This is a genomic window from Rufibacter psychrotolerans (assembly GCF_016924645.1).
Classification (GTDB): Bacteria; Bacteroidota; Bacteroidia; order Cytophagales; family Hymenobacteraceae; genus Nibribacter; species Nibribacter psychrotolerans.
In genome coordinates this window covers 193,563-220,143 of the sequence record NZ_JAFFJV010000001.1, presented here as the reverse complement: position 1 = coordinate 220,143, position 26,581 = coordinate 193,563, and the positions used below count along the sequence as shown (strand labels likewise).

13 protein-coding genes are annotated in these 26,581 nt (G+C 56.3%); all 13 read right to left on the bottom strand.

From position 1 onward, the window contains the following. Positions 1-381: 381 nt before the first annotated feature. Entirely contained in the window at positions 382-2,847 is a 2,466-nt protein-coding gene (locus JT718_RS00895; RefSeq protein ID WP_205499784.1) for a glycoside hydrolase family 31 protein, read from the bottom strand. A gap of 109 nt (positions 2,848-2,956) precedes the next feature. Then, a complete protein-coding gene (locus JT718_RS00890) occupies positions 2,957-4,258 on the bottom strand; it encodes a pectate lyase family protein (RefSeq protein ID WP_240336849.1) in 1,302 nt (433 codons plus the stop codon). Positions 4,259-4,303: 45 nt separating this feature from the next. Continuing rightward, the gene (locus JT718_RS00885) at positions 4,304-5,758 is read right to left on the bottom strand and encodes a glycoside hydrolase family 28 protein (RefSeq protein WP_317195460.1); all 1,455 of its coding nucleotides are present in this window, start codon (positions 5,756-5,758) and stop codon (positions 4,304-4,306) included. Positions 5,759-5,770: 12 nt separating this feature from the next. Next, positions 5,771-6,997, bottom strand: coding sequence for a glycoside hydrolase family 88/105 protein (locus JT718_RS00880; RefSeq protein WP_205499783.1), 1,227 nt, complete (start codon positions 6,995-6,997; stop codon positions 5,771-5,773). A gap of 145 nt (positions 6,998-7,142) precedes the next feature. Beyond that, positions 7,143-9,350, bottom strand: coding sequence for a hypothetical protein (locus JT718_RS00875; RefSeq protein WP_205499782.1), 2,208 nt, complete (start codon positions 9,348-9,350; stop codon positions 7,143-7,145). Between the two features lie 372 nt (positions 9,351-9,722). Beyond that, positions 9,723-11,483 (bottom strand): RagB/SusD family nutrient uptake outer membrane protein, encoded by a 1,761-nt coding sequence (locus JT718_RS00870; RefSeq protein ID WP_205499781.1) that lies wholly within the window; start codon positions 11,481-11,483, stop codon positions 9,723-9,725. Positions 11,484-11,496: 13 nt separating this feature from the next. Then, positions 11,497-14,697, bottom strand: coding sequence for a SusC/RagA family TonB-linked outer membrane protein (locus JT718_RS00865; RefSeq protein ID WP_205499780.1), 3,201 nt, complete (start codon positions 14,695-14,697; stop codon positions 11,497-11,499). Between the two features lie 32 nt (positions 14,698-14,729). Further along, positions 14,730-16,160, bottom strand: coding sequence for a fasciclin domain-containing protein (locus tag JT718_RS00860; RefSeq protein ID WP_205499779.1), 1,431 nt, complete (start codon positions 16,158-16,160; stop codon positions 14,730-14,732). 46 nt (positions 16,161-16,206) lie between these two features. Then, complete coding sequence (locus JT718_RS00855; protein WP_205499778.1) at positions 16,207-17,973, bottom strand: fasciclin domain-containing protein; 1,767 nt, start codon at positions 17,971-17,973, stop codon at positions 16,207-16,209. Between the two features lie 27 nt (positions 17,974-18,000). Next, positions 18,001-19,479: a RagB/SusD family nutrient uptake outer membrane protein gene (locus JT718_RS00850; protein ID WP_205499777.1), complete on the bottom strand. Its 1,479-nt coding sequence runs from the start codon at positions 19,477-19,479 to the stop codon at positions 18,001-18,003. A gap of 17 nt (positions 19,480-19,496) precedes the next feature. Continuing rightward, positions 19,497-22,754 (bottom strand): SusC/RagA family TonB-linked outer membrane protein, encoded by a 3,258-nt coding sequence (locus tag JT718_RS00845; RefSeq protein WP_205499776.1) that lies wholly within the window; start codon positions 22,752-22,754, stop codon positions 19,497-19,499. 17 nt (positions 22,755-22,771) lie between these two features. Then, the gene (locus tag JT718_RS00840; protein ID WP_205499775.1) at positions 22,772-24,961 is read right to left on the bottom strand and encodes a fasciclin domain-containing protein; all 2,190 of its coding nucleotides are present in this window, start codon (positions 24,959-24,961) and stop codon (positions 22,772-22,774) included. Between the two features lie 832 nt (positions 24,962-25,793). Beyond that, on the bottom strand, positions 25,794-26,579 hold the full coding sequence (locus JT718_RS00835) for an L-fucose dehydrogenase (protein WP_205499774.1): 786 nt from the start codon (positions 26,577-26,579) through the stop codon (positions 25,794-25,796). Positions 26,580-26,581: the final 2 nt, after the last annotated feature.

Here is a 26,581-nt window from a genome sequence, read left to right as displayed (position 1 = left end):
GGAAGCAGAGGCCGCACGGGAAGGATTTGCTCCGCCTGAAAACCCAGTGTCTTTGCACACAATACCTTTTCAGGCCCCCCTCTCCTGCTGTGGCTGCGGCAATTGGGTGGAGGTGCGTGCAACAACCGCAGGCGCGTTGCACTAATTGGCTACCGCTCTTCCACTTAGCAAGGGCAAGGGAATAAAAAAGGCTTCCCCCGGAAAGAGCTTTGGGGCTCTTTCCGGGGGAAGCCTTGAAATGCAGATTGCCTGCGGTACTGTTTTGGGGCGGAATTTCTAAAATCCTACGTAAAACGCCCCTCAACAGAGATTGGGGTGGGGCTATTCTCCGTATTGCTTCACACTACCAGCAGCTGGGGTTCGCGGCCGCCCGGTACCAAATTAGTGCGTGATGCTGAACTCCAGCGTGGCCCCGGCACTCTTTGGGGCTCTGGCCCACAGCACTTTGGCCTGCGGGTCATAATAGTACGCTTCGGCAGAGGCGCTGGCAAATTGCTCAGGGCTTACGGCACTAAGTTTTCTGGTGCCTACCTGCACGCTTGCCGGGGCTTTCTCCTGATGCAGCTTGATCAGGTAGGGACGGGTGGGCACCGGGAACGAACCTTTGGCGGCCGCTACCGTCACTTTGGTACCGTTTGCTGTGGCGGCAGAGGTGACGGTGGTAGTGCTGTATTCTCCTTGCTGGTACTTCTCGCTCAGGCCATCGTCTTCAAACAGGTCATAGGAAGAAGTACCCGACGGGAAAATCTCAAAGGTAATGGCACCCCAGGGCTTTTTGTCATCATACTGCACCTCTTCCTGCATGGGAATGATGGCCCCGGCTTTTACGAAAAGCGGCAGTTGGTCCAGCGGCGAGACAATGTTGTAGTGCTTTTTGCCGGCGTAGGTTTTACCGGTCCAGTACTCTATCCACTGGCCTTCGGGCAAGTACACCACGCGGGTCTGGGCGCCTTTGGTGGTCACGGGGCACACCATGAGGGCATCGCCGAACATGTACTGGTCCTCTACTTGGTAAGTGTTCACGTCTTTCTGGTTTTCCAGCACCAGGGCCCGCATCATGGGCACCCCGGTTTTATAAGTCTGAAAGGCGGTGCTGTAGATGTAAGGGATCAGGCGGTAGCGCAGTTGGTCATACTTCTTAAAATTGGCCAGGGCCTCCTCGCCATAGTTCCAGGGCTCTTTGTAGCCGGGGTGGTCCATGCCGAACACGTGGGCCACCGGGCTGAACATGCCAAACTGCACCCACCGGATATAGAGCTCCGGATCTGCCTTGTGCTCAAAACCGCCCATGTTGTGGGTCCAGTAACTCACGCCCGAAAGCCCCATGTTCAACCCGGCTTTGATCACCGGACCGAAGTACTGCCACTCGCTCGGCCAGTCGCCGGCCCAGATGAACGGATAGCGCTGGATACCGGCGTAACCCTCGCGGGTGTGGTTCATGCCGCGCATGCCGTTGTACTGCTTGAACTTCTCATAGGGCGCCTTGGCGTAGGCAATGGGGAAGATGTTGTGGAGTTTCTGGGCCTCGGGGCTGGTGGGGCCTACTTTCTTGCTTTCGTTGGCTTCGCGGCCGAAGGCGCTGCCCTCGTCGGTCTTTAGGAACTTGGCTCCGATGGAGGCAATGCGCATTACGGCGTTGTCCCACCACCAGTCCACGGCTTTTTCGTCAAAGAAATTCACGAACTCGCCTTTGTTGGTTTCCTCGGGGTAGACCATGCCTTTTTCCCGAGCCTGGTCCAGCAGGTTGAGCGTGGTGCCGTTGTCATACCGGCCCCGCACGTGCAGCCCCACCATGTTCATGTTCATGGCGTACAGGCGGTCAAACATGCTCTTGGGGTCTTTCATGGTCTCGCGCCACTCATAGGAGGTAGCGCCGTTGCCACCGCTTTTCCCGAACATGCGCCAGGTAGAATCCAGGTGCAGAATGTCAATGGGAATGCCCATCTCACGGTACTTGCGCACCAGTTCCACCACGTACTGGGTGGAGGAATGTTCCGTATGTCCCCAGGTGCCGCCGCTGTAGGTACCCACGTGCAGGCCGTGCGCAAAGCGGGGCAACAGCGGCGCCTTGCCGGTAAGGGTGGTGTACAGCCCCAGAATAGCCGGAAAATCTGGCCCGTACATGAAGTAGTAGTCCAACTCGCCGTTCTTGGCTTCAAACGCATAGGAATCTGCGGCGGAGTTGCCCATGTCCCAGCGGGTGGCGTAGGAGTTGTGCAGGAAAATGCCGTAGCCACGGGTGCTCATGAAGAACGGAACCGGGGCATAATTGGCTTCCATGACGTTGTAGGCACCAATGATGTGGGGCTTGAGCGTGCCCCGTCCCACGTTGAGGTTCACTTCCTTGCCGCGCTGGTCGGTGAAGTCCATGCGCTCGCCAAACCCGAAGAAGTGCTCATCGGGCATCAGTTTTTTGCGGGTGCCCACCACGGTGCCGTTTTTGTAGGCGCCCCCGTTCTGGCCGAAGGTCTCGGTAGAGAGAATGTCACCGGCCTGGTTGGCAATCTCCAAGGTCAGGGGATTCTGGTTCACGCGCACCTGCAGCTTCTCGGTGCTCAGCACGTAGTTCCCCGATTTTTTCTTGAGGTCTACCTTCAGCGGCCCCCAGGTGTACTGCACCACCATGTATTCTTCGTTGGGCTCAAAGGAACCGTCCCAGCTGGTGCGCACGCGCACCATGTCGGGGGTGCAGAACTCCAGCTGTACCTTCGCTTTGTCGGTGGTGAAGGTGAACACATTCTGCTTCTGCTCGGGCTTAGAAGTGAGTTTTCCTATGCCCTCCCGGGCCTGGCTCAGGAGCGGAAGCGCAACAAGTAAGAGGAAAAAAGTGATGGAACGACGTTTCATTTTGGGGCTACTTTTGGAAAAACGGGTACTAAACAGCGGCAGGGCTGGTGACACCAGCCTGCCGCCGCAGAATCAGGGAATGGTCTTGTAAAAAAAGTTCTTGCTTACCTCAGGCGGTTTTCCGCTGGGTGAGGCTGTTCAGGTACAGCTCCAGGTTGGTGTAGCCGTCTTTGGTGATGGTCTTGCCGTCCTGGGCGTCTTTGGGATTAAGCTTGTTCTTCTTTTCCCAGGCATCGGGCATGCCGTCCTGGTCGGTGTCTTTGGGGGTGGGTCCGCCCTTTACCTTACCCGGACCGGCGGTGGGCAGGCTCATCTCGTCATGGATGGTCTGGCCCTTGGTGCCGAGGGATTTCAGCTCGTCTATCAGAAACGCGTCAACCTCATCGCGGCGCAGGGAGGCCCCGGCATGGGCCAGGATGAACGCATAGGCCTGCTGCGGGGTCATGGGGGTCACCTGCGGGAACTGGAACGGCTCTGGTTTCCAGGTCACCGGGCCATAGGCTTCCTTGGGCACCACCTGCCCATCCAGCTTGCCGTTCACGTTGGCGTCATACAGGTTGTTCTGGGCGTACAGGTGGAAGGTCTGGGTGGCGCGGGAGAACGGCGGGGATTTCTTGGTACCCGGGCCGGCAATAAAGTAATTGTTCTCAATGTTAGCGTCTGAGCGGCCCGCCGAGCCCCCCAGAATGTAGGCGCCTACTTCCCAGTTGTACACCACGTTGTTCACGAACTGGTTGATGCCTTTCACCTTGGGGTTGCGCGTGTGGTTGTCAATGTAGAGGCTGCGCAGAATAGACACGCCGCCGGTAGACTGGTGCAAACCGCCCGTGGAGTGCGTGTGCAGGCCCTGGCTCACGATGGAGTTCTGGAGGGTGAAGTTGCGCACATCGCCGTTGATGTCCAGGGTGCCGTCTTTGCCCCAGGAGATGGAAACGTGGTCAAAGATAATGTCATTCCCTTTGGCCAGCGCCACCGCATCTTTCCCTTTCTCGCCCCCTTTTCCCATTCTTATCCTAAGGTAGCGGGTAATGGTATGGTTAGCGTCTGTGTATGAAAGGCCGTTGCCGTAAATGGTGATGCCGTCACCGGGGGCGGTCTGGCCCGCAATGGTCAGGTTGGGTGATACAATCACCCGGCTGTTGATTTTGATGATGCCGCCCACGTCAAATACCACGGTGCGGTTGGGCTGGCTCACCGCGTCTCTAAAAGAGCCGGGGCCGCTGTCGTTCAGGTTGGTCACGTGGTATACCTCTCCCCCTCTGCCGCCGGTGGCAAACCGGCCAAAGCCTTCGGCTCCCGGAAAAGCCAGTTGCTGCGCGGCCAGTTCATTGGTAAACAGCAGCCCAGAGGCCAGCAGCGCCGCGCGGCCTACCGTTTTCAGGCTGTTTTTCAGAAAACAATGCTTTTTCATATAGATGATGCTAGGGTGGTTAAGAGGTTAGGGAACCGCCGGTGGCTATAGGCCCTTGTTGGCGGCCGTCACGTTGGGGGAATTATAGCTTTTGCCGTTGATTTTGGTGTTGATGAGCTGCATGCCTTTCACGTGGTCTACATTGAGCGCCTGGTCCACGCCGTTGATCACACAGTTCACCAGCCGGAGGTTCTCTACCGGTGACTCTTCATAGGCCTTCACCATCACGGCATATTTGCCGCCGTTCTCCACGTACAGGTTCTCTACCAGCACGTTCCGGATGGCCGGCATATGGTTGCCCGGCTCCTCGTAGAACATGTTGCACTTCACGGCGGCTTCTTTGTAGGTGCCCACCTTCACGTCTTTCATGAACACGTTCTCAATAATGCCGCCGCGCTGCGAACTGGTCTTGATGCGCAACACACGGTCCAGGTTGGGGCTGTCCATGGTGCAGTTGATGGCGTAGATGTTGCGGGCCCCGCCCGAGATCTCGCTCCCGATCACCACGCCGCCGTGGCCTTCCTTCATCTCGCAGCCTTCAATGATGATGTTCTCTGAGGGCTTGCCAATCCGGCGGCCATCTTCGTTGCGGCCCGACTTGATGGCGATGCAGTCATCGCCGGTGTCAAAGTAGCTGTCTTTGATGAGCACATTCTTGCTGGACTCGGGGTTGCAGCCGTCGTTGTTGGGGCCCAGGGTAACCACTTTCACGTTGTCCACGGTCACGTTCTCGCACAGTACCGGGTGCACGTTCCACATGGGCGAGTTAATGAGTTTCACGCCGCTGATGAGCACGTTCTTGCACTTGTAAGGCTGCACGAACTGCGGCCGCAGGTAATGCCCGGGGCCGTAGATGCGCTTGGTGGGGTCCAGTTCCTGGTGGTTCTGCTGGTGCAAGAGGTTTCTATCAGCGGTTTGTTTGGGGTCGCCTTCTTTCCAGCCGTAGCGTTTGGCGCCGCACCAGGGCCACCAGTACTCGTTGCTGGCGTTGCCGTCCAGGGTTCCGTTGCCGGTGATGGCAATGTTCTCCTGCTCATAGGCGTAGATGAACGGTGAGTAGTTCATGAGTTCCATGCCTTCCCAGCGGGTGAACACCAGGGGCAGGTAATCTTGGGTATCACGGCTGAAGAGGATGGTGGCGTTGTCTTGCAGGTGCAGGTTCACGTTGCTTTTCAGGTGGATGGCTCCCGTGAGGAACACGCCGGTTGGCACCACCACGCGCCCGCCGCCGCTTTTGGTACAGGCCTCAATGGCTTTCCGGAAGGCCTCGGTGTTCTTCACCTTGCCGCCTTCCACGGCGCCGTAATTGGTAATGAGGAAATCGCGGTTGGGGAAGGTAGGCGCTTTGATCTGTTTTCTCAGTTTCTCCATCTCCTTCCAGGGGTCTTGATCTGGTTCTTTCTGGGCGGTCTTGCTGGCGCAGGCATTGGTAAACAACGCCACCACCACCAGCACGAAGAGGAAACTATAGGATTTGATCTTATTAAAGGTCATTTGCATACAATAGGTAGGTTACTTGTTTAACTCCAGGCTGGCTAAGATAAAGGGGCCGGTGCCTTTGGGATCATCGGTTCTGATTTTTTCTTTCACGTAATACTCATAGGAGCCATCGCGGTCGGCGCTGAGGCCGGCCACGGCGCACACCTGCGTGAGGTTCACCTCGCCGTCTGGTTTCACCTGAATGAGGTGGTCTACCAGGCCTTTGTGCCCTTTTTCGGCCACTTTTCTGAAATTCTTGTCTAAATAGCCTTTGTTCACGCCTTTGGCGAGGGCGTACACGAACATGCTGGAGGCCGAGGCTTCCAGGTAATTGCCTTCGCGCTTGCCCTGGTCTACCACCTGGTACCACAGGCCGGTCTCGGGGTCCTGGTACTTTTGCAGGGCCGGGGCCAGCCGTTGAAGGATCTGGAGGATGTCGTTCCGTCTAGGGTGCTCCTGTGGGAAAAAGTCCAGCACGTCTACCAGGGCCATGGCGTACCAGCCAATGGCGCGGCCCCAGAAGTTGGGCGAGGTGCCGGTTTGCGGGTTAGCCCAGGGCTGCAGTTTGCTTTCGTCCCAGCCGTGGTACAGGAGGCCGGTCCTGGCATCGCGGGTGTGTTTCTCCAATAAGATGAGTTGGCTGGCCACCACGTCAAAGGCCTTGGGGTCATGGAAGGTTTTGCCGTACTGGGCCAGGAACGGCGCGCTCATGTAGGCGCCGTCCAGCCACATCTGCCAGGGGTAGCGCAGTTTGTGCCAGTAGCCACCCTGGGTGGTGCGGGGCTGCCACTCTAATTGGTTGCGCAGCGTGACCAGGGCGGTTTTGTACTTTTCGTCTTTGGTCTGCTCGTAGAGGTTGAACAGGATCTTGCCCGCGTTCATCATGTCCAGGTTGAAGGTGTAGACATCGTAGGTTTTGATGTTCCCTTTCCCGTCAATGAGCAGGTCGGCGTAGGCTTTGATGTAGTCCAGGTAATGCTGATTTTGCTTAGGGTTCTGCCGCCAGATTTTCTCCATGGCGTGCAGCACCAAGCCCTGCGGATAACTCCAGACGGGTTTCTGCGAGAACTCAATCATCCAGGGCTCCGGGTTGTTCTTCTTAATGGACAGCGCCATCCGCTCCGACCACTTCAGCGAGGCCGGGATTTTGTTGGTAGGCGGCGTGCTGGACGTGAGCACCAGCAGGAGGACCAGCAACAGACCGGGCAGGCCTCGCCTCTTTGCCTCACCAACGCGTTTCAACCAGGTATACCTTCTCATGTCAACTTGCACTTTTTTCTAGATTTCGTTTAGGACCTGTTTTGGACATTTCGGCAGGAATCTGTCCTCCCCTTACTGTAGCGCTCCTGTTTCAGGCCTATTTTTTTGAAAAAAAGCCTGAAACAGGAAGCAAACTACCCAACCACTAAGGCATTTTGTGCAGGCCCTCCCACTTCACCTTCCACTTGCCGTTGTTGGGGAAGCCCGGGGTAGGCCGGTTGGGGGCGCCGTCCCAGCCGGCGGCCATCATGGCCACTGCCGTGAGTAGTCCTCCGTTGCCCGGCAGGTAAATGCGCAGGCGCTCGTCCTGGTAGTTGTGGCCGTTGGGCAGGTAGGTGTTTTTCTGCACGTCCATGAACAGGGCATCCACGGCGTTCTCCGGGTTGTTCAGGCGGGCAGCGCTCATGGCCATGAGCGGGTAATCCCAGCCCCAGGTGGTATTCCACTGCCACTTCTTCAAGATCTCTTCATAGGTGCGGCTCATGATGGTGGTGTCAATCTTTTCGCTCAGGGGAAGGTACCCGTAGGCGCCTACCACGGCCGGGTGGTCGCGGCGGTAGAAGTCATTGGTATAGGCCTGCGGATGCGTGGCGCTGGGCAGGTACAGCCCGTCTTTTACCGCTAGCGGGGCCAGTTGGTCAATCACCTGTTGCCACTTCTTGTCTTCAGGCAAGCCCAGGCGCTTGCGCCACTCCTGCGCCACTTTCAGGCCAAAATGCCAGTAGGCGACCTCAAACGGAGGATCATTGGTTTCCTTGGCCGGGAACAGTTCCTGGGCCGGAATGATGGGCGAGGCCAGGTGGTATTTCTTGTCTTTCTCGCTGTAGGTGGGGAAAGAGGCCATGAACTTGGCCGTCTCAAACACCAGTTCCTGGTACTTCTGCAGGGTCTCCTTGGTGGGGTTCTGGCGGTACACCAGCTCCGCGAAGTAAATGATGTGCGGCTGCTGCCACACCAGGTACGGCCCTACGCTGGACGGACTTTCGTTGCCGTTGGGGTCGGTCATTTTCTGCCAGCGCACGCCGTCGTAGCCCTGCCATTTAGCAGTAGCCCGGGCTTTGGGCATAACTTTGGTGTACCAGGGCAAGCTTTTCTCCAGCAGGTCTACCCGGTTCCAGAGGGCGAAGTGCACGCCGTGCCACCAGTGCATTTCCAGGTGTGGTTTGCCGTACCAGCTGTTGAAGGTAAGACCGGTTTCCTGCGGCGGTAAATCGCCGGTGCACTGTAGTTTGGTCAGATATTGCGACAAGATCACGCGGCGCTCCAGTTCATGCGCCCGCGGATCGGTGGAGCCGGCAAAGTCAATGGCACCACCCTCGGTCCAGAACTTCTTCCACTCGCCTTCGCTGCTGGCCTGGGTCTCCTTGAAATCAGGCACTTCCTTGCTTTGCTTCTGGGTGAACAGCACGCTGAACTCCAGGCTTTCTTCCTCGGCCGACGGCACCAGCTCAAACTGATGCCTGGCTTTCTCGTTGAACTGACCGGCCTGGTTCCATTTCACGCTGGTGTAATACACGGTAGAATCCAGGGTACGCGTCAACTGCACCTGGTTGGTGCCGGACTCAGAGCGGGCCACGGTGGTGGAGTGCTTGTCCTGGTTCTGCCAGTCGGTGCCGGGGCACACATGGCAGGTGGCGCCGTAGGGGAACTTGAGCGAGACTTTCAGCCGTCCTTTAGAAATCAGAGGCGAGGTCACGCGGGCCGAGATGCCGTCCTGCTCCTGGTGGCCGTATAGTTCCACGGTCACCGGTACGCCTTCCACCTGGTACTTACTTTCTATTTTGCCGGTCCAGAGGTCCAGCTTCTGGTTGATCTGCTGCAGGTCCTGCAGTTGTACCTGCTGGCCGTTTTCCTTCGTCAACACCAAACCCACCATACCCAAATGGAGGCGGTGCGGGTTGGTGCGCAGCCAGTTCATGGCGTCTACCTTGCGGCCGGTGCCCTTGTGCTGCACCGGGAACGGAATCACCTTGCCATTGGCGGCGGTGTCATAACGAGCCACGTCCTGCAGGGTGTAGTTTTGGTCGGTGGGGATCACGTGCCAGCCCCACTGCGACTGCGTACCCAGCGACACGCCCCGGTCATACGCCTCCGGGAAACTCTGCAAGCCCGACACATCCACAGTATAGGCAAAATCGCCGTTGCCCACTGTGAGCGAGGCCAGGGTGTCTGGCTTGGTCAGCAGCACGTTGTGCCGGGTCACCAGGGCCTTGCGGTCTATCTTACCGGTGCCTTCCCCGCTGGTAGTGTTGTTGTCTGACGCACTGCAGCTGAAAAGGCCCGCGATGGCGGCGGCTACCAGGGTCTGCCTGGCGGCGCGGGCTCCTATAGCCTTTAGGAGGGTTGTCTTCATCTATTGCTATTTTCGTTCGGTTACTACTGTACTTGCTTCTTTCCCAACCCTCCTTTGCCCCACTCCCGCGCTTCCGCTCACCGGTTTTCCCAGTTTCTGTGTTTTGGGTCCGTTTTCCAGAAAACAGCCCTAAAACCACCGGCAGCGGGCACTGCTCAAAGGCGCCTTACTATAAGAAACTGGGGGCAGACCCGCCAACGGGGGGCTTCTCCTATTACAGTCCTAAACATAAAAGTAAACTTGCATGATATTATCCTGCCGTATCCTGTTAGGCGGGTAAAAATTTCATGCAGACCGATTGGGCCGGCAAGGCCATAAAAAAAGCTGCCCTTGTCAGGGGCAGCTTTTCACCAGGGTTGTATTAGGTTAGGGTTATTTCCACCGGAAAGGCAGGAACCAATTGTTTTTGTCCATGAGCTTGGCCCGTACTGCCGAGGCCTCGGGGTTGCCCTCTTTCTGGAGTTTCTGGTACACTTTGTCGGCCAGGTAGGCCGGGTCATTTCTTCTAAGAGCAATTCTCACCAGGTCTTGCCAGCGGTTGCCCTCAAAGGCCAGTTCCAGGGCCGCCTCGTCTATGATCTTGTCTTCCATGTACTGGGTGAAAGCCGCTTCGTCCAGCACCGGCTTGTCAAACCGCTTAGGGTCAGACATATCAAAGAACCGCACCGAATCTATGAGTGACGGCTTGGTGTTCACCCGGGCCCTGATGCCCAGGTTGCGGTGGTGTTTGCCCCGGTGGCGGGGCGCATCCAATTTACGGCCGTCCAGATCATAGGGGAACGGCAGGAACGTGGCCTGTTTGTCGTCAACGGCGGTGGCGTTGGGGTTGAAGTTATAGGTGGTACGCACGCCCTGGTTCAGGAACGCGTAGGCAATCTTGTCATGGCCCTCGCGGTTGGCGGCCTCTGAGTAGCGCAGGTGCAGCAGGCTGGCGCGGTACAGGAACCATTTTCCGCTCTTTTCCAGCAGGTTCACCGGAATGCCGGTGGTGCCGTTGAGATAGTTGTACAGGAACTTCATGATGACCGGCTGCCCGTTGATGATCTTGTAGGAATTGTCCTCGCCCCTTAGATCATACGGCGCATCGTTGGTCTGCACCTGGTTCTGCCAGTTCTCAATGGCCTGCTTGGAGGGTTTCACCAGGTATTTACCGCCCGCGTTGGAAAAAAGGTCAATAAACGGGTTCTGCGGCTGGAAGTTCTTGTCAAACACCGGGGCCCAGATCCACTCGGCCTGAAATTCCCTATCCTGCGGGGAGCGGGACAGGAACGTCTGCCAGGCCGAGGCCGAGATGGCATCATTGTCAGTGCCGCTGCTGCCCATGTAAGTGTTGTAGTAGGTGTAGCCGGCCCCTTCGCCCAGCGGCGTGGTGGTCTCCAGCACGTTCTTGTAGGCAATGGCCGCCTGGCGGTAGTTATTGTTAAAAAGATACAAATCGCCCAATAAACAGTACTTGTTGATGAAGAGCAGCTTGGTAGGGTAGCCGTCTATCTGAGTGTTGAGCGAGCTGGACTCTGGGTAAGGGTTCTTGAACGGCAGGGCCTCCAGCTCGGCAATCAACTTGGGCACCAGGTCCTGGAGCTTCACCCGGGGGAAGTTGGCGCTGTTCTGCACATCGGCAACGTCTTCCATGGGCTCGGTCACGTACGGGATCTCACCGAAGTGAAGGCCCAGCTGAAAGTACAGCCAGCCCCGCAGGGCCAGCACGTCTGAATGCCTCTGGTCAAACTCGGCCTGCGTGATCTTGTTGTTCTCGCTCATGATCTTCAGGTTCTTGAGCACGTCATTGCAGTTCAGGATTACCTTGTAGAACGGCTTGGGGTCTGCGTACGGGTTGTCAAGCGAGACATTGTGCGTGGCAATCTGCCGCAGGTACACATCTGCGTTGGGGGTGACACTCATCAGGTCGGCCCGCAGTTCATTGAGCACCTCGTACTGCCGGGCCAGGTACAGGAACTCCCCGTAGATGCCGGTCACGGCGGCGTCGGCGTCATAAATATCCTGGTAGTTGTTCTTGTAGTCTACAGCGTTCTTGGGCGTGGTGTCAAACGTGTCTTCACACGCCACCGTGCCCGCCAGACCCATGCTGAGCGCCAGAAAACGGGTGGCTATTTTTAGGGTTATCTTCTTCATCTTCTATCAAAAATTACAGACCAACACGCACTCCAAACAGGATGGATTTGTACAACGGCTCCATGCCCACGTCAATGCCCTGCGCAATGGGGCCGCCCGCGGCACTGAACTCGGGGTCATAGCCCAGGTAACTGCTGCTGGTGAACAGGTTATTGGCCGTGGCGTACACCGAGGCATTCTTCACAAACCCAGGCTTCACCGGCAGGGCGTACGATACCGAGATGGTTCTTAGCCGCAGGTAGGAACCGTCTTCTATCCAGCGGTCAGAGAAGCGGTTGTTGCCCAGCGGGTCACCGAAGTTGGCCCTTGGCATGGAGGTGTTCTGGCCCTCAAACTGCCATCTGTTCATGACGCTGGCCAACTGGTTCTGGGTGGTGCTGCCCGACTCCAGGTTGGCCCTCACCGCGTTGTAGATGTCGTTGCCGCTCCGGAAGGTGAAAAGGGCCGAGAGAGAGAAGCGTTTCCAGGACAGGTTCCCGCTGAGGCTCCCGAAGAAGTCTGGGTTGGCATCGCCAATGATGGTTCTGTCCTGCTGGTCAATGATGTTGTCGTTGTTCAGGTCCACAAACCGCACATCGCCCGCCTGGAACGGCACCAGGCTACCATCGCTCAAGCGGGTGCTGAGGTTGGCGTTGGCAGCATCGGCCTGGGTGGCGTAAATGCCGTTGGTTTTGTAGCCATAGAACTGGCTGGCGGGCCGGCCCACCTCAGTAAGGATGGTGGCCCCGGCAAAGTCGGTGAGCAGCCGGTCATTGGGCAGACGGGTGATCTCGTTCCGGTAAGAGGAAAGCGTGAGGCCCAGGTCCAGCTTGAAGGCCTTGTCCAGCACCCGGCTGAACGCCGAAACATCTACCCCCCTGGTCTTCATGCCCCCGTTGTTGGTGAGCACGTAGTCAAAGCCCGAGGCCGGCAGCACCGGCTCGTACACCAGCATGTCCGTGGTCTTGTTCTGGAACACGTCTACGCTCACGGAGAGCCGCTCATTGAACAAGGCGGTCTCCACGCCCAGGTTCAGTTTGGTATTGGTTTCCCATTTAATGGCCGGATTCGCCAGATTGCCCCTGATGGTGCCCTGCGCGCCCAACAGGTTTCTGGACACGTAGTACTGGCGGCCGGTGTAGTTGCCAATGTCGTCGTTCCCGGTGAGGCCGTAGCTCAGCCTTACTTTCAAGAGGTCTACGTTGCTCAGGCCGGCCATGAACCTTTCTGAGGAAAGGACCCAGGCCGCCGCCACAGAGGGCAGCACCGCCAACCGGTTGCCGCCAATGGCCGGAGCATTGGAAATCTGCCTGCCAAACCTGGAGGAACCGTCAACAGACAGGTTAAAACTCAACTGGTACTTGCTCAGCCAGCTGTAATCTGCCGACAGGTAGGTGTTCAGCCAGATTGCCTCGCCAATGTCGCCGGTGAAGGCGCGCAGGGAGCTTTCGCCCGTACCCACGGTGGTGAAGTCATCGGTGGGGGAGTTGAAGCCGTAGGTTCTGTCTTCCTCGCTCCTGATGTTGCTGTACCGGAAGCCCACGTTCCCGGTGAGGCTGTGCCCGCCGGCCCAGGAGCGGTTATAGGCGTAGTACGAGTCATTGTACAGAGAGTAGTAGCGCTGCACCCGGTTGCCCAGGCGACTGAACGCGATGGCGTTGTCCAGCACCTCAGAGGCCACGCCCAGGCGGGGAATAAAGAGGTTCTCGCGCACTTTGTCAAAGGTGAGGCCTATGAGGGAGTTCACGCTGCTGTACTTGGTAAGCGCGTACATGAACTTAGCCGACCCGAAGAAGCGGTAGCTTTGGTCCTGGGCCTGCACGTTGTTAATGAGTGCCACCGGGTTGCTTCTGTTGAAGACGTCGGTATCGGCCAGGTTGGGCGACTCAATGCCTTCAGGGGTCACTTGCTGCACCCGTAAGAAAGGAGCCTTCACCAAACCCGCCAGAATGGGGTTGGTCACAAAGTCCAGGCCCTGGTTGCTCAGGTCCTGCTCATTCAAGGTAAACGACAGGCTGGTGACCGCCTTGAGCCGGGGAGTAAGGTTCAGGTCGGCGTTGAAGCGGGTGCTGTACCGCTGCTGGCTGGTTTCCCGCACAATGCCCTTGTTCTCCAGGTAGCCCACCGACAAGGCGTATTTGGCAATGTTGTCGCCGCCGGTGACCTTCATGTAGTAATTCTGGCTGGTGCTGTTGGCCAGGACCTTGTCCTGCCAGTTGGTATTGGACAGGTAGCGGGCGTACTCGGGGTTAGCCGGGTCATCGTTCATGTAGGGCTGGGCCTCTATCTGGGCATCGGTCATCCCGCTTGACTTCAGGATGTCTGCAAGGTACAGCCTGAAGTTGCGGCTGTCCATCACGGGCAGGTTTTTAGGCGCGAAGTTCACCCCGCCGTACGCGGCAAAGTCAATTTTGGTGGCCAGCTCCTTGGCATGGGCGGTGGTAATCAGGATCACGCCGTTGGCCCCTTTGGTACCGTACAGCGAAGCACCGTCTTTGATCACCGTGATGTTGTCAATGTCCTTGATGTCAATGTTAGACAGCGGATTGTTGATGTGCTGCGAGAGAATGGACTTTCCGTAGGAATAATCATCGTACACCATGCCGTCTACCACAATGAGGGGCCGGTTGCTGGCATTGAGGGAAGAGAACCCCCTGATCAGCATTTCGGCGCCCTGCCCGGGCGTGCCTGACCTTCTGGTCACGTCCACGCCGCTTACCCGGCCCTGCAGAAAGTTGTCGGCGGTCTCAAAGGGCTGCGCCCAGTTGCCGGACATGTTGAGGGTGGCCACGCTGTAAGGAATCTGGTTCCTGGCGAGGGACCCGCTGGGCAGCAGGGCCGTTTCATACACCGAGCTGAACGCGTCTTCGTGCAGGGCTACTTGTACGTCTTGCCTGCCCTTGAGCGCCACCTGCTTGTTCTGGATGGTCTGGCCGCTCAGCAGCAAGGTAGCCTCATACGAAGGTACCTCAATGGCAAAGTTCCCTTTCTCGTCGGTCAGGGCCGCGGAGTACTCGGGGATGCTGATGTTGATGCCGGGCAAGGGCTCGCCGGTGGTGGCGTGCCGCACGGTGCCGGTTGCCTTCAGGCCCGAGCGTTTCTGGGCCGGCTCTTGCTGTACCTGGTCTGCGCCCGTTTCCTGCCCGTTTTCCTGATTCTGCGCCCAAACGGAGAAAGAGCAGACTAGAAAAATCAGGCACAGGGAATTCCTACCTAGTTGGGTAAATATTTGCATATCATTCAGTTAAACCACTAACTACAACTGTTTTATGGGAGCTGGGGCACCAGCCTGAAGTAATCTAAGCTGATGGAGTTGGTCTGGTCCACCCCGTTGTCGGCGCCTACTATGTAGAGGTCCAGGTTGCCCAGTTGGTCCACGGTGAACTCGCCCACGTACACTTCCTTGAAATTGTCCAGGGCCACCTCGGTCTCGGGGAAATGCTCAGAGGCGGGGTCGTTCACGGCGAAGCGCTGCTTGAACTTAACCGTCTGCACGTCATTGGGCGCCACCCAGTACACTTTGTACGTGCCGCTGTACACGTTGGCAAGCTGGTATTTAACATGGAAGAGCGGCACCTTATGGTTGAAGATGTAGATGTCATTGAAGAGCTGGCCGGTCTCAGGATTCCTTCTCAGACGGTAGGTGATGTTAGCGGCCTTGTCGGTACGGCTGAAGCCTACCGGCTCCTCCCCTTCCACCTTTCTGGGCACCAGCTTATCGGCCAGCGGCACATCGGCGGCCCGCATGGTGTACACAATTCCGTTACTGGTGAGTTGGTAGTCTACAATGGCGCTTTTGTCAAGGGGCACTTTCACGCCATCCTCAGAATACAGGAAGGCGGGCAGGTCTTCGGGCAGGTACAGTCCTTTGAACGCCAGGTCCTTCATGACATACAAAGAGGCGAGCTTGTCCGTAGAGTCGGGGTTGCCCCCGTTGGTGTAGGGCTTCAACTTTTCCTTTTCGGCGGCCAGGGCGTCATTGGTGAGCAGGATGAAGGTGTACTCCTGGTCTTCGTTGCCCAGGTGGCCTGTTTTGTCAAAGAGGTGGTTTTTGGCCACCACGCCGGAGCCCGGCTTGTAGATGGGCTTGCCGGTGGAAGGGTCCACGCCCGTCTGCTCGGCCTTGTTGGGGTCAAGCACCGTGTAATCCAGGGCAAGGATCGCGTCCTTCTGCTGGTAAGCGGTGGTTTGCACGTACTCCCAGACGTTCATCTTAGGCATGACCGCCTTGTTGATCACGTGCAGGATGCCGTTGTTGGCCCAGGTGTCGCCCTGCACCAGTTGGGCGTCTTCCAGCCGGGTGCCGTGGAACTTCACGTACTTGCCGTTCAGGGTTTTCAGCCGAAGTTCGGTGGCCTGCCCCCGGGTGTAGGCCTGGTTCACAATGTGGTTGGCCACAAACTTCTTCAGCTGCTCGGGGTCGTTGAGGATGGCGGCATCCAGATTGGCCAGGGCCTGGTTGGTGGGCGCCCAGACTGTGTATTTCTTGGAGGAGGCAAGGACCTGGTCATAGCCCGTTTGCGTCAGGTACTCCTTAAATTTACTTAGGTCTGGGTTTTCCTCTACTCTCTGCAGCAGGTTGGCCCGCAGGGCCTGGTCTGTGATGGAGGTTTCCTCCTCCCACGCATCTTTACAACCCGTAAACGCCAGGGTGAAAGCTGCCAGGAGCACAAGTACCGTGTTTATCTTACTAGTCATTTTCAGCGGTTTTGCAGCGCCAACTCGCATTAGCGCCATGTGTTAGTTAGGGCTTGGGCACAATGGTTCCGTCTGGGTTAAACTTAGGCCACAGCTGGTCTTCGTTTTCTGGGATGAAGTGGATCATGTCAAACTGCACGTCGCCGCTGCCTTCCCACACCGCGTCCATGCGCAGGGTATGGCGGTCGGTTTTCTCCACGTCAATGGTGCCGGCCAGCAGCGCGTAGTTGTCGCGGTAGTAATCTATGGTCTGGTTGGGGTTGTTGTAGTACGGCACCGCAAACTGGGCCTCGGGTCTGCCGCCGAAGGTGATCTTCTTGCCCAGCGCCTCCAGTGATTCTGGGGTTACCCCCTGCGGATAGGTCCAGTGGCTGCCCACCAGCACTTCGCCCGGCAGGCTCTCTCTCAGGTTCAGGATCTTGGGCAGCACTTTGCCGTTGAACGACACTTGAACCCCGCCCCCGCCGCCGCGCCGGATAAAGCAGATCCACACTTTGTACCGGCCTTTCACCAGCATCGGGGTCTTGAACTCAATCCAGCTGTTGGCCGCCACATTGGTTCTCAGGGCCGGAAACTGCAGGAAGTCGTTGTTGTACACGTAGAACTTTCGGGCCTCGGGCGCTACTATGTATTGCACTGAGCCCATCTGCCAGTTCACATCCTGCAGGTCACCGGGGTTGTACTTGGGGCTGTTGCCCTTGCGGTAGTTAGACAATTTCCTGATCTCGGGCTGGTCGGTTACTTCCCAGTACACCGCAAAAGGGAACCTGACCTTGATGGCGTAAGGGGCCTCCATGATGTGGAATACCCCGTTGGCCGCGGAGTTATCGCTGGCGGTACGGTTGATTTCGGCCCCTTTTTCATGAACTCCGTTAAAAGTGTCGTCATTGATCAGGATGGTACTGCCCACCAGTTTGGTGGTAACCACGTCAAGCGGAGAAAGGGTGGGGTGCGACGGAGCCGTGAAAACGTCTGGCAGGTACTTGAGCCCGGGCAGGATGTGGTATCCCACAAACAGGTACAGGCTGTCTGCCGGCGAGGCCGGGTTGCCCGTGTCTGAGTACTTGGCCTTGAGCTCTTCATAGGAGTTGATGCCCGCCTTGGCCAGCACCGCGTTTGACTCTACCAGCACCGTGTTGAACATTTTGGTAGAATCTGGCTGATTCTCGGGCAGCACATTCAGCACATCATACAAGCCGGTTTCGCGCAGGGCCTGGCTGAAGATGGAGAACTCTGGGTTGCCGCTGATCATCTGGGCCAGCGTTTGCTTGGAGGGCTTGAGCACATTGTCTATCACGTGGATGATCCCGTTGCCTACCCTAATGTCGGGTTGCTCCAGCACCGCCTGCTTGTTAATGGTCAGCTTGGTCTCGCCGCCCACGTTCTGGGCGCCGGTTATGATGTACTGCCCGTTCATGGTGGCGGTGCGCAGCTTGCCGTCGGTGAAGTCTTTGGTGGTAATGGTGTCCCGGATGAGGTGGAATCTGACCAGGTTGGTGAGCTCGTTTACCTCCAGTTCTTCCACCGAGGCTTTGCCCTGCTGCCGGAGGTAAGCCTCAATGGCGGCATTGGTGGGCACAAAGGTGGTGTAGGTGCCGTACGCCGACAGCGAACCCTCTGCCTTGGTAATGCCCAGAATCTTGGAGAAGAGCGAGAAACGGCCCGGCTCCTGCTTCAGGTATTCAGTGATGTTCACGTCTGAGGTGGTGGTCATCTCAAAATCCTCATCCTGGCAGGCATTGACGGTGAACAGCAACAGCAGCATGGCAGACACCAGGCCCAGGTACTTACTTATTGGGAATCTGTTTTCCATAATAGTATCTTTTTGAAGCACCTCTGATTATTGATAAAAAGGATTCTGCACTAAGTTTTTATTGGTCTCAATCTCCCGGTGGAAAATGGGGAAATAGTGGCTGTTGTGGTCGCGGTACTTGGTAATGGCCGACTGCTGGTTCTCGGGTGAGGCCGTGGTGGAGACAATGCCCAGCAGCAGGTCTATGCGCTCATAGTTGTTCCTTTTGGCGTTGCGCAGCAGGTCATACCAGCGCTTGCCCTCAAAGGCAAACTCGCGGGCCCGCTCATCCAGAATGTAATCGGTGATGCCGTCTTTGTCATCGGGAGCCAGTACTTTCTCTGTGGCCGGCAGGGCGTTGCCGCGCTCCCGGATGGTCTGGATGATGTTAAGGGCTTCCTGCCCCCGGCCCACCTGGTTCAGGGCCTCGGCTTTCATCAAGAGGACATCCGCGTAGCGGTAAACGAACCAATGCGCCGTAGACTCTGACGAGGACCGGGCCACGCTGGAGTTCACGCCCTGGTACTTCCAGATGGTGTTGTCATTCATTTTGAGGGCGGCCCCGTCTCCCCTGATGTCTTTGTTGGTGGGGTCAATGGGATCGCTGGTGTAGATTTCCTCGTTCAGTTTGATGGCCGCCCTGAACCGTCTGGTGCTGGCCGCAAACATGTTGTGGAAAGGGTTCTGCTGAATCTGGTTAAAGTAAATCTCAAAGATGCTTTCATTGGAGCCGCCCTGGTAGAAGAGCGTGCTGAACCAGGTATTGTCCCCGGCCAAAAGCCCAAACTGGCCCGAGTTGATGACTTTGTCTGCGGCGGCCAGGCTGTTTTCATAGTCCTCCAGCCACAGGTACACATCGGCCAGCATGGCGTTGGCGGCATGCTTGGTAATGCGGCCCTTGTTTAGGTCCTGGGTACCGTAATTGGTCAATAAACCTTCCTCGGCCTTCTTCAAGTCCTTCACAATCTGCAGCAGCACCTCGCGCTGCGGGCTTTTGGGAACCTGCAGGTCCACTTTGTCGCTGGAGGTGGCGTTGAGCACCAGCGGCACATCACCGAAGCTGCGGGTGAGATAGAAGTACATGAGCGCGCGCAGGGCCAGGGCCTCGCCCACGTAGGCGTTGAGGGTGGCCTGGGTGAGCGTGTTATCGGTCTGCAGCGCTTGGGGGGCAAACTCAATCACGGTGTTGCAGTAATTGATGGTGGTGTAAAGCGCAGACCAGTTGGCAATCTGGTTGGTGGCCTCAATGTTCACGTTGATCACGTTGAGCTCACTGCCACGCACCCCAGAGGAGGGCTGCAGCAGGTCAGCCCGCAACTCGCCCCAGAGAAACAGGTTCTCCACCAGCGGCGGGGCCAGCAACGAGGCGTAACAGCCGTTCACCGCGGCCGCCACCTGCTCCTTGGTCTGCCAGAACTCCTGCCTCACAATGCCGTCTTTGGGCTTCAGGTCCAGGTAGCTGTCGCAGGAAGAACCAAACAAGAGGCCAATGGATAGCAGGGCGGTATAAGATGTCTTTTTTAACATGTTTTCAAGAAATTAGCTCAGAAACCAACTGCCAGCCCAAAGGCGATGTTTTTGGTGGGCGGTGTCATGGAATTGTCAATGGCTACCCTAAACGGATCGGTTCCCCGGGTGGTCACCTCTGGGTCTTGCCCGGTGTAATTGGTGAAGGTGAGCAGGTTCTCGGCGGTGACGTACACGCTGGCGTTCTTGAACTTCACCTTGTCCAGCACCCGCTTCCCGAACTCGTACCGGATGGTCACGGCTCTTAATCTGACGAAGGAGGCGTCCTCTACGTAGCGGTCCGATCCCAGCCAGTTGTACCCGCTCCCCCACAGGGCTCTTGGAATGTCGGTCACATCGCCGGGCTGTCTCCATCTGCGGAGCACGGCGGTGCTCTGGTTGTCGTAGCCGTACATGTTGGTGGTGGTCATCTCAGTGCCGTTCACCACCTGGTAGTTGGTCCGGAAGTTGAAGAAGGCCGTCAGCTTCAGCCTGGATTTGTAGGTGATGGTTGGCCCGAAACCGCCGATGAACTTAGGATTGCCGTTGCCCAGGTACACCACATCCATGTAGTTGATGTTGCCGTCATGGTTGATGTCTTCATACATGGCATCGCCCGGCTGGAACACATAGTCGGTGGAAGGGTAGTTAAAGCGCAGGTACACATTCTGCCCGTCCAGCCCTACAATGGGGTTTCCGCTGGCGTCGCGGGCCACAGTTGACTCCACATCCTTGTACACCCCTTTGTATCTATACCCGAAGAAGGACCCGAACGGGGTGTTTTCCTTCAGGAAGGTCTTATAACTGCCGTTCGACTCGGCATCGCCTTTCTCCCGCGGGTAGAACTCAGAGATTTCCCTAATGATGTTGACGTTGCGGGAAATGTTGAAGCTAAGGTCTACCACCCAGTTCTTGGTTCTGATGGGCGTGCCGCGCAGGTTGATCTCCCAGCCCTGGTTGTCCATGGTGCCCACGTTCATGTCAATGTTGCTGTACCCCGACGAGCCCGGAATCTGGAGCTCAGGGAAGAACAGGTCGGTGGTGCGCATGCGGTACACGTCTACATCCACGTCAAACCTGCCGTCAAACATGATCAGGTTCACGCCCACGTTCTGGCCGGTCACGGTCTCCCATTTGAGGGTAGACAGCTCAATGTTCTGCGGGTAAACGGCCGGGGAGCCCAGGTAATCCCAGTTAAAGTTACCGTACACGTTGTAGAAGGAGTAGTTACTGCCCGGGGCACGGCCGCTCTGGCCGTAACTGGCCCGGAAACTGAGGTCATTGATAAACTGGAACTGCTGCAGGAACGGCTCGCCGGAGGCTCTCCAGCGGGTAGAGATAGACGGGAACACGGCATACCGGTTGTCCAGGCCAAACTTTGAGTTTCCGTCACCCCTGATGGCCGCATTCACAATGTACTTGTCTCTGAAACCGTACTGCACGTTGGCCAGGGCGGCCACGCTCCGGCCCTGGGAGGAACCGGCGCCCAGAGACTGAATTCTGGAAGGCGAAGAAGGATCCTGCAGGAAGCTGGAGGCCGAATTGGAAGACTGCTGCTGAATGCTGTTGATCTTGTCATCGTTGGTCAGGAAAGAGACCAACCCGATCAGGCTGTGGTTGTCGCCCAGCTTGGGGGTGTAGATGATGTTGGTTTTGGAGCTGATCCCGAACCGGTCCACGTCTCCGTCATAGGCGCGGTTGACCACCGTTTCATTGATGGGCCGGCCGGTGGCCAGCTGGGGCAGGAAGGTCTTGTTCTTGGTGTTGTCAATGTCAAACTGCACATCAAAGGTGGCCTTTAACAGGTCTGGCATGATGTCATACTGCAGGTTGAACTTGGTGACAATGCGCTCATTGAGCACGTTGTTCACGCCGGCCTTGAGCATGGCCAAAGGGTTGTACGTACGCGGGTAGCCGCCCTGGATGTTCTGCAGGGGCGACAGGTACAGGCCGGTATTGTTACCCTGGTAGTCATACTCATACAGACTCATGTTGGGCATTTTGTCATAGGCAATGCTGCGCACATTCTGGCTGTAGGCCCGGTCATTGTCGGTGTGGGTGTAGGCAATGTCGGTTCTGAACCGGAGGCGGCTAGACACGTCATAGTCCAGGTTAATGCGGGTAGAAATCCGGTTCAGGCCGGTGCCCAGCATGGTTCCCTGCTCATTGAGATACCCCACCGAGGCGTAATACCGGGCCTTTTCGCCCCCGCCGGACAAGGAAATGTTGTGGTCCTGCTTGTACCCGGTCTGGGTGATCTCATCCAGCCAGTTGGTGTTGTTGCCGTAGTTGTAGAAGTAGTAAGGATCACTGGGGTCATACAGGAACTCCTTGACATCGGCCGTGTTCAGGGGCGTACCGTTGCGGTTCATCACCGCCTCCGGAATCAGCATGGAGAACTTGTCCCCGTTCAGCATGGGAATGGCGTCTGGCTGCCGGGACATGGTTCCCCTGAAGGAGTAGGAAACGGCGGGTTTGCCCACCCGGCCCCGTTTGGTGGTAATGAGCAACACCCCGTTGGAAGCTCTAGAACCCCACACCGCAGTGGCGGCGGCATCTTTCAAGACACTGATTTCCTGGATATCGGAGGGCGCGATGTTCAGCAAGGTGGCATAGCCCTGGTCATCGGCGGTGCCGAAGTTGAAGTCCGACGGAATGGAGGTTTCATACGGCATACCATCTACCACAATGAGGGGGTCTGATGAGCCGTTGATGGTAGAGGTTCCCCTGATCCTGATCTGCATGCCCGCGCCGGGGTCACCAGAGTTGGCGGCAATGTCTACGCCGGGCAAGCGCCCCTGCAGGGCCTGGTCAATGGAACTGGAAGACAGCTCGGCAATTTCGCGGGAGTCAATCTTGGCAATGGATACCGTTGAGTTGCGCTCCGGCACCTCCATTAACCCGTTGCTGGAAGTGGCCTGTGAAACCACCGTTACCTCAGACAACTCATTGGACGTGGGCACCAACTGGATGTTGATCTCTGACCGACCGTTGACGCTGACCACCACTTTGTTGTAGCCAATGTAAGACACCGAGATCTTGTTGTTGGGATTGGCCATGCGTAAGACGTAATTCCCCTCCAAATCTGTGTTGGCGCCGCTGATGATGCGCTGCTCCGCATCAATCTCCGTCACCACGGCCGCAATAATGGGCTGGTTGTTACTTTTGTCTTTGATATTTCCCTTCACAATGGTCTTAGCGCCACCGGTGTTTTGGGCATGAGCGGTAATTCCCAGCAACAACAAAACAGAAACAACCAGACCACAATAAAAAGACTGCTGTAGAATTTTCTTCATACTTCTTAGCTGTTTCATTATTTGTTAAATTCCAGAAAACCGTTCAATAAATGGATGACCGCCCGGTTAGACAGGTTATTGCTGCTGCCGGTAACAATAGCAGATGAATTCCCTTTCTGATCAGTGATTCGCAACGATCCCGGGGCATTAGACACGGTCACAGTGGCAGGGTTTCCGTTCTGGTCCAGCAACAGAGTAAGGTACCCTCCCTCCTTTTTCCCGTCTGGTGCTATAGTAGCTTTGTCTATGATGTGGTAGCGGATAAAATCGGCCACTTTTTCTTTGTCCTCTGCCGAGGAGGGCGAAGTGGAAGCAGGTAAATAACCCTTGGCAATAGCGGCATCAATAGCCTCATTGTCTGGCACCAGCATGGTGTAAAAACCGCTGGCCGTTACGCCTACAATGGCCCCGGTATTTTTGGTAAACAGGGAGGAATTGTTCAGGTAATCAAAGAACTTCTTGTACCTGGACTCAGGCGCTTCGGCCAGGTCTTTCAGGTGCAGGCCCAGCGATTTCTGCGGCTCCAAGAGAAGTTTATCCAGGTAATATACCGTGCCGTTCAAAGCACTCTCTTTTGCCACGGAAGAAGCTTCAATTTGCTGCTCCATATTTCCCGCCGACAGCAGTTTGTTGTGGCTAAAAGAGATGTATTCGCCTTCATAAGTTTCCAGGACCCCGCTGCCCGCCAGGTCAGAAACATCGCCTATTACCACATGGGTATTTAAGATGCGGTTGAGTTTGCCCCAGGCCGTAGAGCCGGAAGAAGAGGCTCCCCCTGCGGGCGGGGTATAGCGCCAGGTGTTGGCATCTAAATCATAGTTGAAACCGGCAGCAATGATCTCCTCATCGGGCACCAAAAAGACCGTGAACTTGATGCTGGTATTGATGAGGATGGGTTTGAGGGCCACGGAGAGGGCCCGGGTCATCAACGAATATCTTGGGTTTAGGTAGGCTTTCCCGAAAACTGAGCTGAAAACGTTGGCCTCCTGTACCCGTTGGGTGCCGTAGAACATGCCGTTGCTGAGCACCTTTTTCTCCACCACATCGGTTTGCGGGTTGAACAAAGGATTCTGCCCTAAGCTGGAGTGGGGCGTGCTGTTGAATTTGCTGGGCCACACCAGTTTGTCCCACATGTGGGCGTTCAGGAAATCAAAGATGATCTCCTTGGGCAGCGCATCCATTGATTTGTAATGCTTGAGCAGGACGTTGTCCAGGTAGTTCTCCAGCGCGGCGTTGGTGGGGGCAAAGAGCGTGTAGCCGCCCTGCTGTCCATCATTGTCTTCAACCTTCAGGAAGTTCTCGTTGTTGGGCGAGTAGCTCAGGCCGGAGTTGAAGACCTTCACGTACACGTCTTTATTGACGCCCGAGATCCTGCTGAACTTCTCGGTGGCCGCGGCATTTACCAGGTAAGACACCATGTACTTGTCAAAGATGGCCTTGAACTTGCTGTACTTGCTCTGGTCCGCCAGGTACTGGTCAAGGTTGGGAAGCGGAAGGATTACCCGGTCAATCTCATGGATGAAGCCATTCTCTGCGGTAATGTCACTGGACACCACCTTTGCGGGGCCTACGTTAAACCCGCTGAAAGTACTATTGGGGTAGAAGTAATTGTAGTCAGCAGCCGTGAGGCCCTTGGCGGTGAATACCTTGCTCAGGAAATAAGGAATGTATTTGTTGTTGGTATCATCTACGTTGTAGTAGTCGCTGCCAGACCTGTTGTTGCGGTTAGAGCTTACCACCAGCCTTTCTTCGCCGTTCACCTGCTGGAGTTGGGCTCCCTCATAATAGGCGGTCCTGCGCTTTAAACCCAGGGCATTTACCCAGCCTAAACCAGACTGGTAATCGGCCAGCCGTTCGGCTTTGAAGGCGTTATACACCAGGGAATACTTTACTATTTTTTCGGCCGTTTTAGCGTCAATGCTCTCTACACTGGCAATGCCATTTTCAGCGAAATACTTCTTAAAGGCCTCGTCATTGGGGGCAAATATGGTCCAGTAACCAGCCTTACTCAGAATGTCTTTATACCCGGCCTTTTCAATACAAACCAGGAAGTTTGTAAAGTTGCCCCTTTTCTCCAATTCCTGATAAATTGGTTCTGCCAGGCCGGCGGGCCGCTCATAGAATGCATCGTCTTCTTTTTGCTCACAGCCCGCAAAAAGAAACAGAGCCAGAAGTAACCTAAAACTGTGCTTGATAAAGTTAGCCATCTTGTATACTGTGTGATTTCAACTACTCTTTAATTACAATTCTTATTCTCACTTTTTACTCCCCAAAAAGCTGTTTGCCCAAGACAATAGCTTCTTTAATAGAGGAATAAAACCCAGGTCAAATAAATGTCTTTATTACATTTTAAACCTGTTTTTATCCATTGTGCTTAATCAAAATGCAGGAGGGTAATTACCAGTACTAACTTACATGTATACCCCAGCAGTAGCATCCTGCTGTATCCTGTTAAGAACAGATTTGATTTTGACCGATTTTCAGGAAAACAAGGCAAAAAAGCAGGCGGGGGATTACCTGATTGCTTTCTCAATGCAGCAGCGCTCCGGGCAACGCACAACAACTACCTGCTGGATTTATTTTACCTTTTCTTAAAAGTATTAAGGAAGAGCCGGGTGGCTATCCTGTACTATCCTGTAAGTCTGCGGGCTTCTTGAAATTTTTTCCTAATCAGTCCTTACTTACTTTCCATGATGGGCTGCCCTTTCTAAACCAAGGCCCCTCTCCTGCTGGAAGGAGTAGCAGTAGTTTAGGTTTAAAGCCGATGGTGAAACAGGGCTTTTAGCCGCAGAAGCAAGAAAGGGCCTTCGGCCCAAGGCGTGCGGTTGCTCTCTTGCTCCATTCGCCAGGATGGTACTTAAGAAACGTACTGGAAAGAAATGACTGGGAGTAGGAATAGTGGGGAATGAGGGGAAGTTTCTTGCCTGTTTACTGCAATGAAAAGCAACGAGAAGCCAGCACACGGCACGCCATGTGCGGTTTTCACCTTTTTTCCAAAAAACAGGCAAGAAACGCCTATGGGCAAAGCCTGAGCCAGCATTAGCCCTTGAGGGCCCTGTCCAGATGGACGTAGCCGCCGTCTACATGGAACAGTTGCCCGGTGGTATGACTTGACTTCTCTGAGAGCAGGAAGGCGGCAGTCTGGGCAATTTCGGCCGCGGTGGTCATGCGCCGGCCCAGCGGAATGTTGTCTGTGATGGTTTTCAGCTTGGCCTCGGGGTCTGGTTGCTGGTTCAGCCAACTCTCGTAGAGCGGGGTCCAACATTCGGCCACGATGATGGCATTCACCCTGATCCCGTATTTCAGCAGTTCCACGGCCCATTCCCGCGTAAGGGCGTTGCGCCCCCCGTTGGCGGCGGCATAGGCCGAGGTTCCCCCCTGCCCCGTTTCCGCGGTTTTGGACCCAATGTTCAGGATAGCTCCCTTTGATGCTTTGAGCGCCGGAAGCGCGTGGTGCGCCATCAGGTAATAATGGACCAGGTTGTTGCGCAGGCTCTGCAGGAAGCGCGCGTAGTCTCCGCTCTCCAGCCCCACCCCATCGTTCACGCCGGCATTGTTCACCAGCCCGTCTATCCGGTCAAACTGGTCCAGCACCTGCTGCACCGCCAGCGCGCAGGCCTCGGGCCTTGACAACTCGGCCACCACCTGCCAGGCTTTGCCGCTGGCGCTTTCAATCTCCTGAACCGCCTCCCGGTTGTCTGCTTCGTTGCGCCCTACAATCACGGGAATGCTGCCTTCTTGAGCCAGCACCTTGCAGATGCCCAGCCCAATGCCTTTGGCCCCGCCCGTCACAATGATCACTTTATCCTGTAGCAGTAAATCCATAA

Coding starts and splice junctions, on each gene's coding strand:
- JT718_RS00895 (WP_205499784.1), bottom strand. CDS start 2,847: ATGAAACGTCGTTCCATCACTTTTTTCCTCTTACTTGTTGCGCTTCCG.
- JT718_RS00890 (WP_240336849.1), bottom strand. CDS start 4,258: ATGAAAAAGCATTGTTTTCTGAAAAACAGCCTGAAAACGGTAGGCCGC.
- JT718_RS00885 (WP_317195460.1), bottom strand. CDS start 5,758: ATGCAAATGACCTTTAATAAGATCAAATCCTATAGTTTCCTCTTCGTG.
- JT718_RS00880 (WP_205499783.1), bottom strand. CDS start 6,997: ATGAGAAGGTATACCTGGTTGAAACGCGTTGGTGAGGCAAAGAGGCGA.
- JT718_RS00875 (WP_205499782.1), bottom strand. CDS start 9,350: ATGAAGACAACCCTCCTAAAGGCTATAGGAGCCCGCGCCGCCAGGCAG.
- JT718_RS00870 (WP_205499781.1), bottom strand. CDS start 11,483: ATGAAGAAGATAACCCTAAAAATAGCCACCCGTTTTCTGGCGCTCAGC.
- JT718_RS00865 (WP_205499780.1), bottom strand. CDS start 14,697: ATGCAAATATTTACCCAACTAGGTAGGAATTCCCTGTGCCTGATTTTT.
- JT718_RS00860 (WP_205499779.1), bottom strand. CDS start 16,160: ATGACTAGTAAGATAAACACGGTACTTGTGCTCCTGGCAGCTTTCACC.
- JT718_RS00855 (WP_205499778.1), bottom strand. CDS start 17,973: ATGGAAAACAGATTCCCAATAAGTAAGTACCTGGGCCTGGTGTCTGCC.
- JT718_RS00850 (WP_205499777.1), bottom strand. CDS start 19,479: ATGTTAAAAAAGACATCTTATACCGCCCTGCTATCCATTGGCCTCTTG.
- JT718_RS00845 (WP_205499776.1), bottom strand. CDS start 22,754: ATGAAGAAAATTCTACAGCAGTCTTTTTATTGTGGTCTGGTTGTTTCT.
- JT718_RS00840 (WP_205499775.1), bottom strand. CDS start 24,961: ATGGCTAACTTTATCAAGCACAGTTTTAGGTTACTTCTGGCTCTGTTT.
- JT718_RS00835 (WP_205499774.1), bottom strand. CDS start 26,579: ATGGATTTACTGCTACAGGATAAAGTGATCATTGTGACGGGCGGGGCC.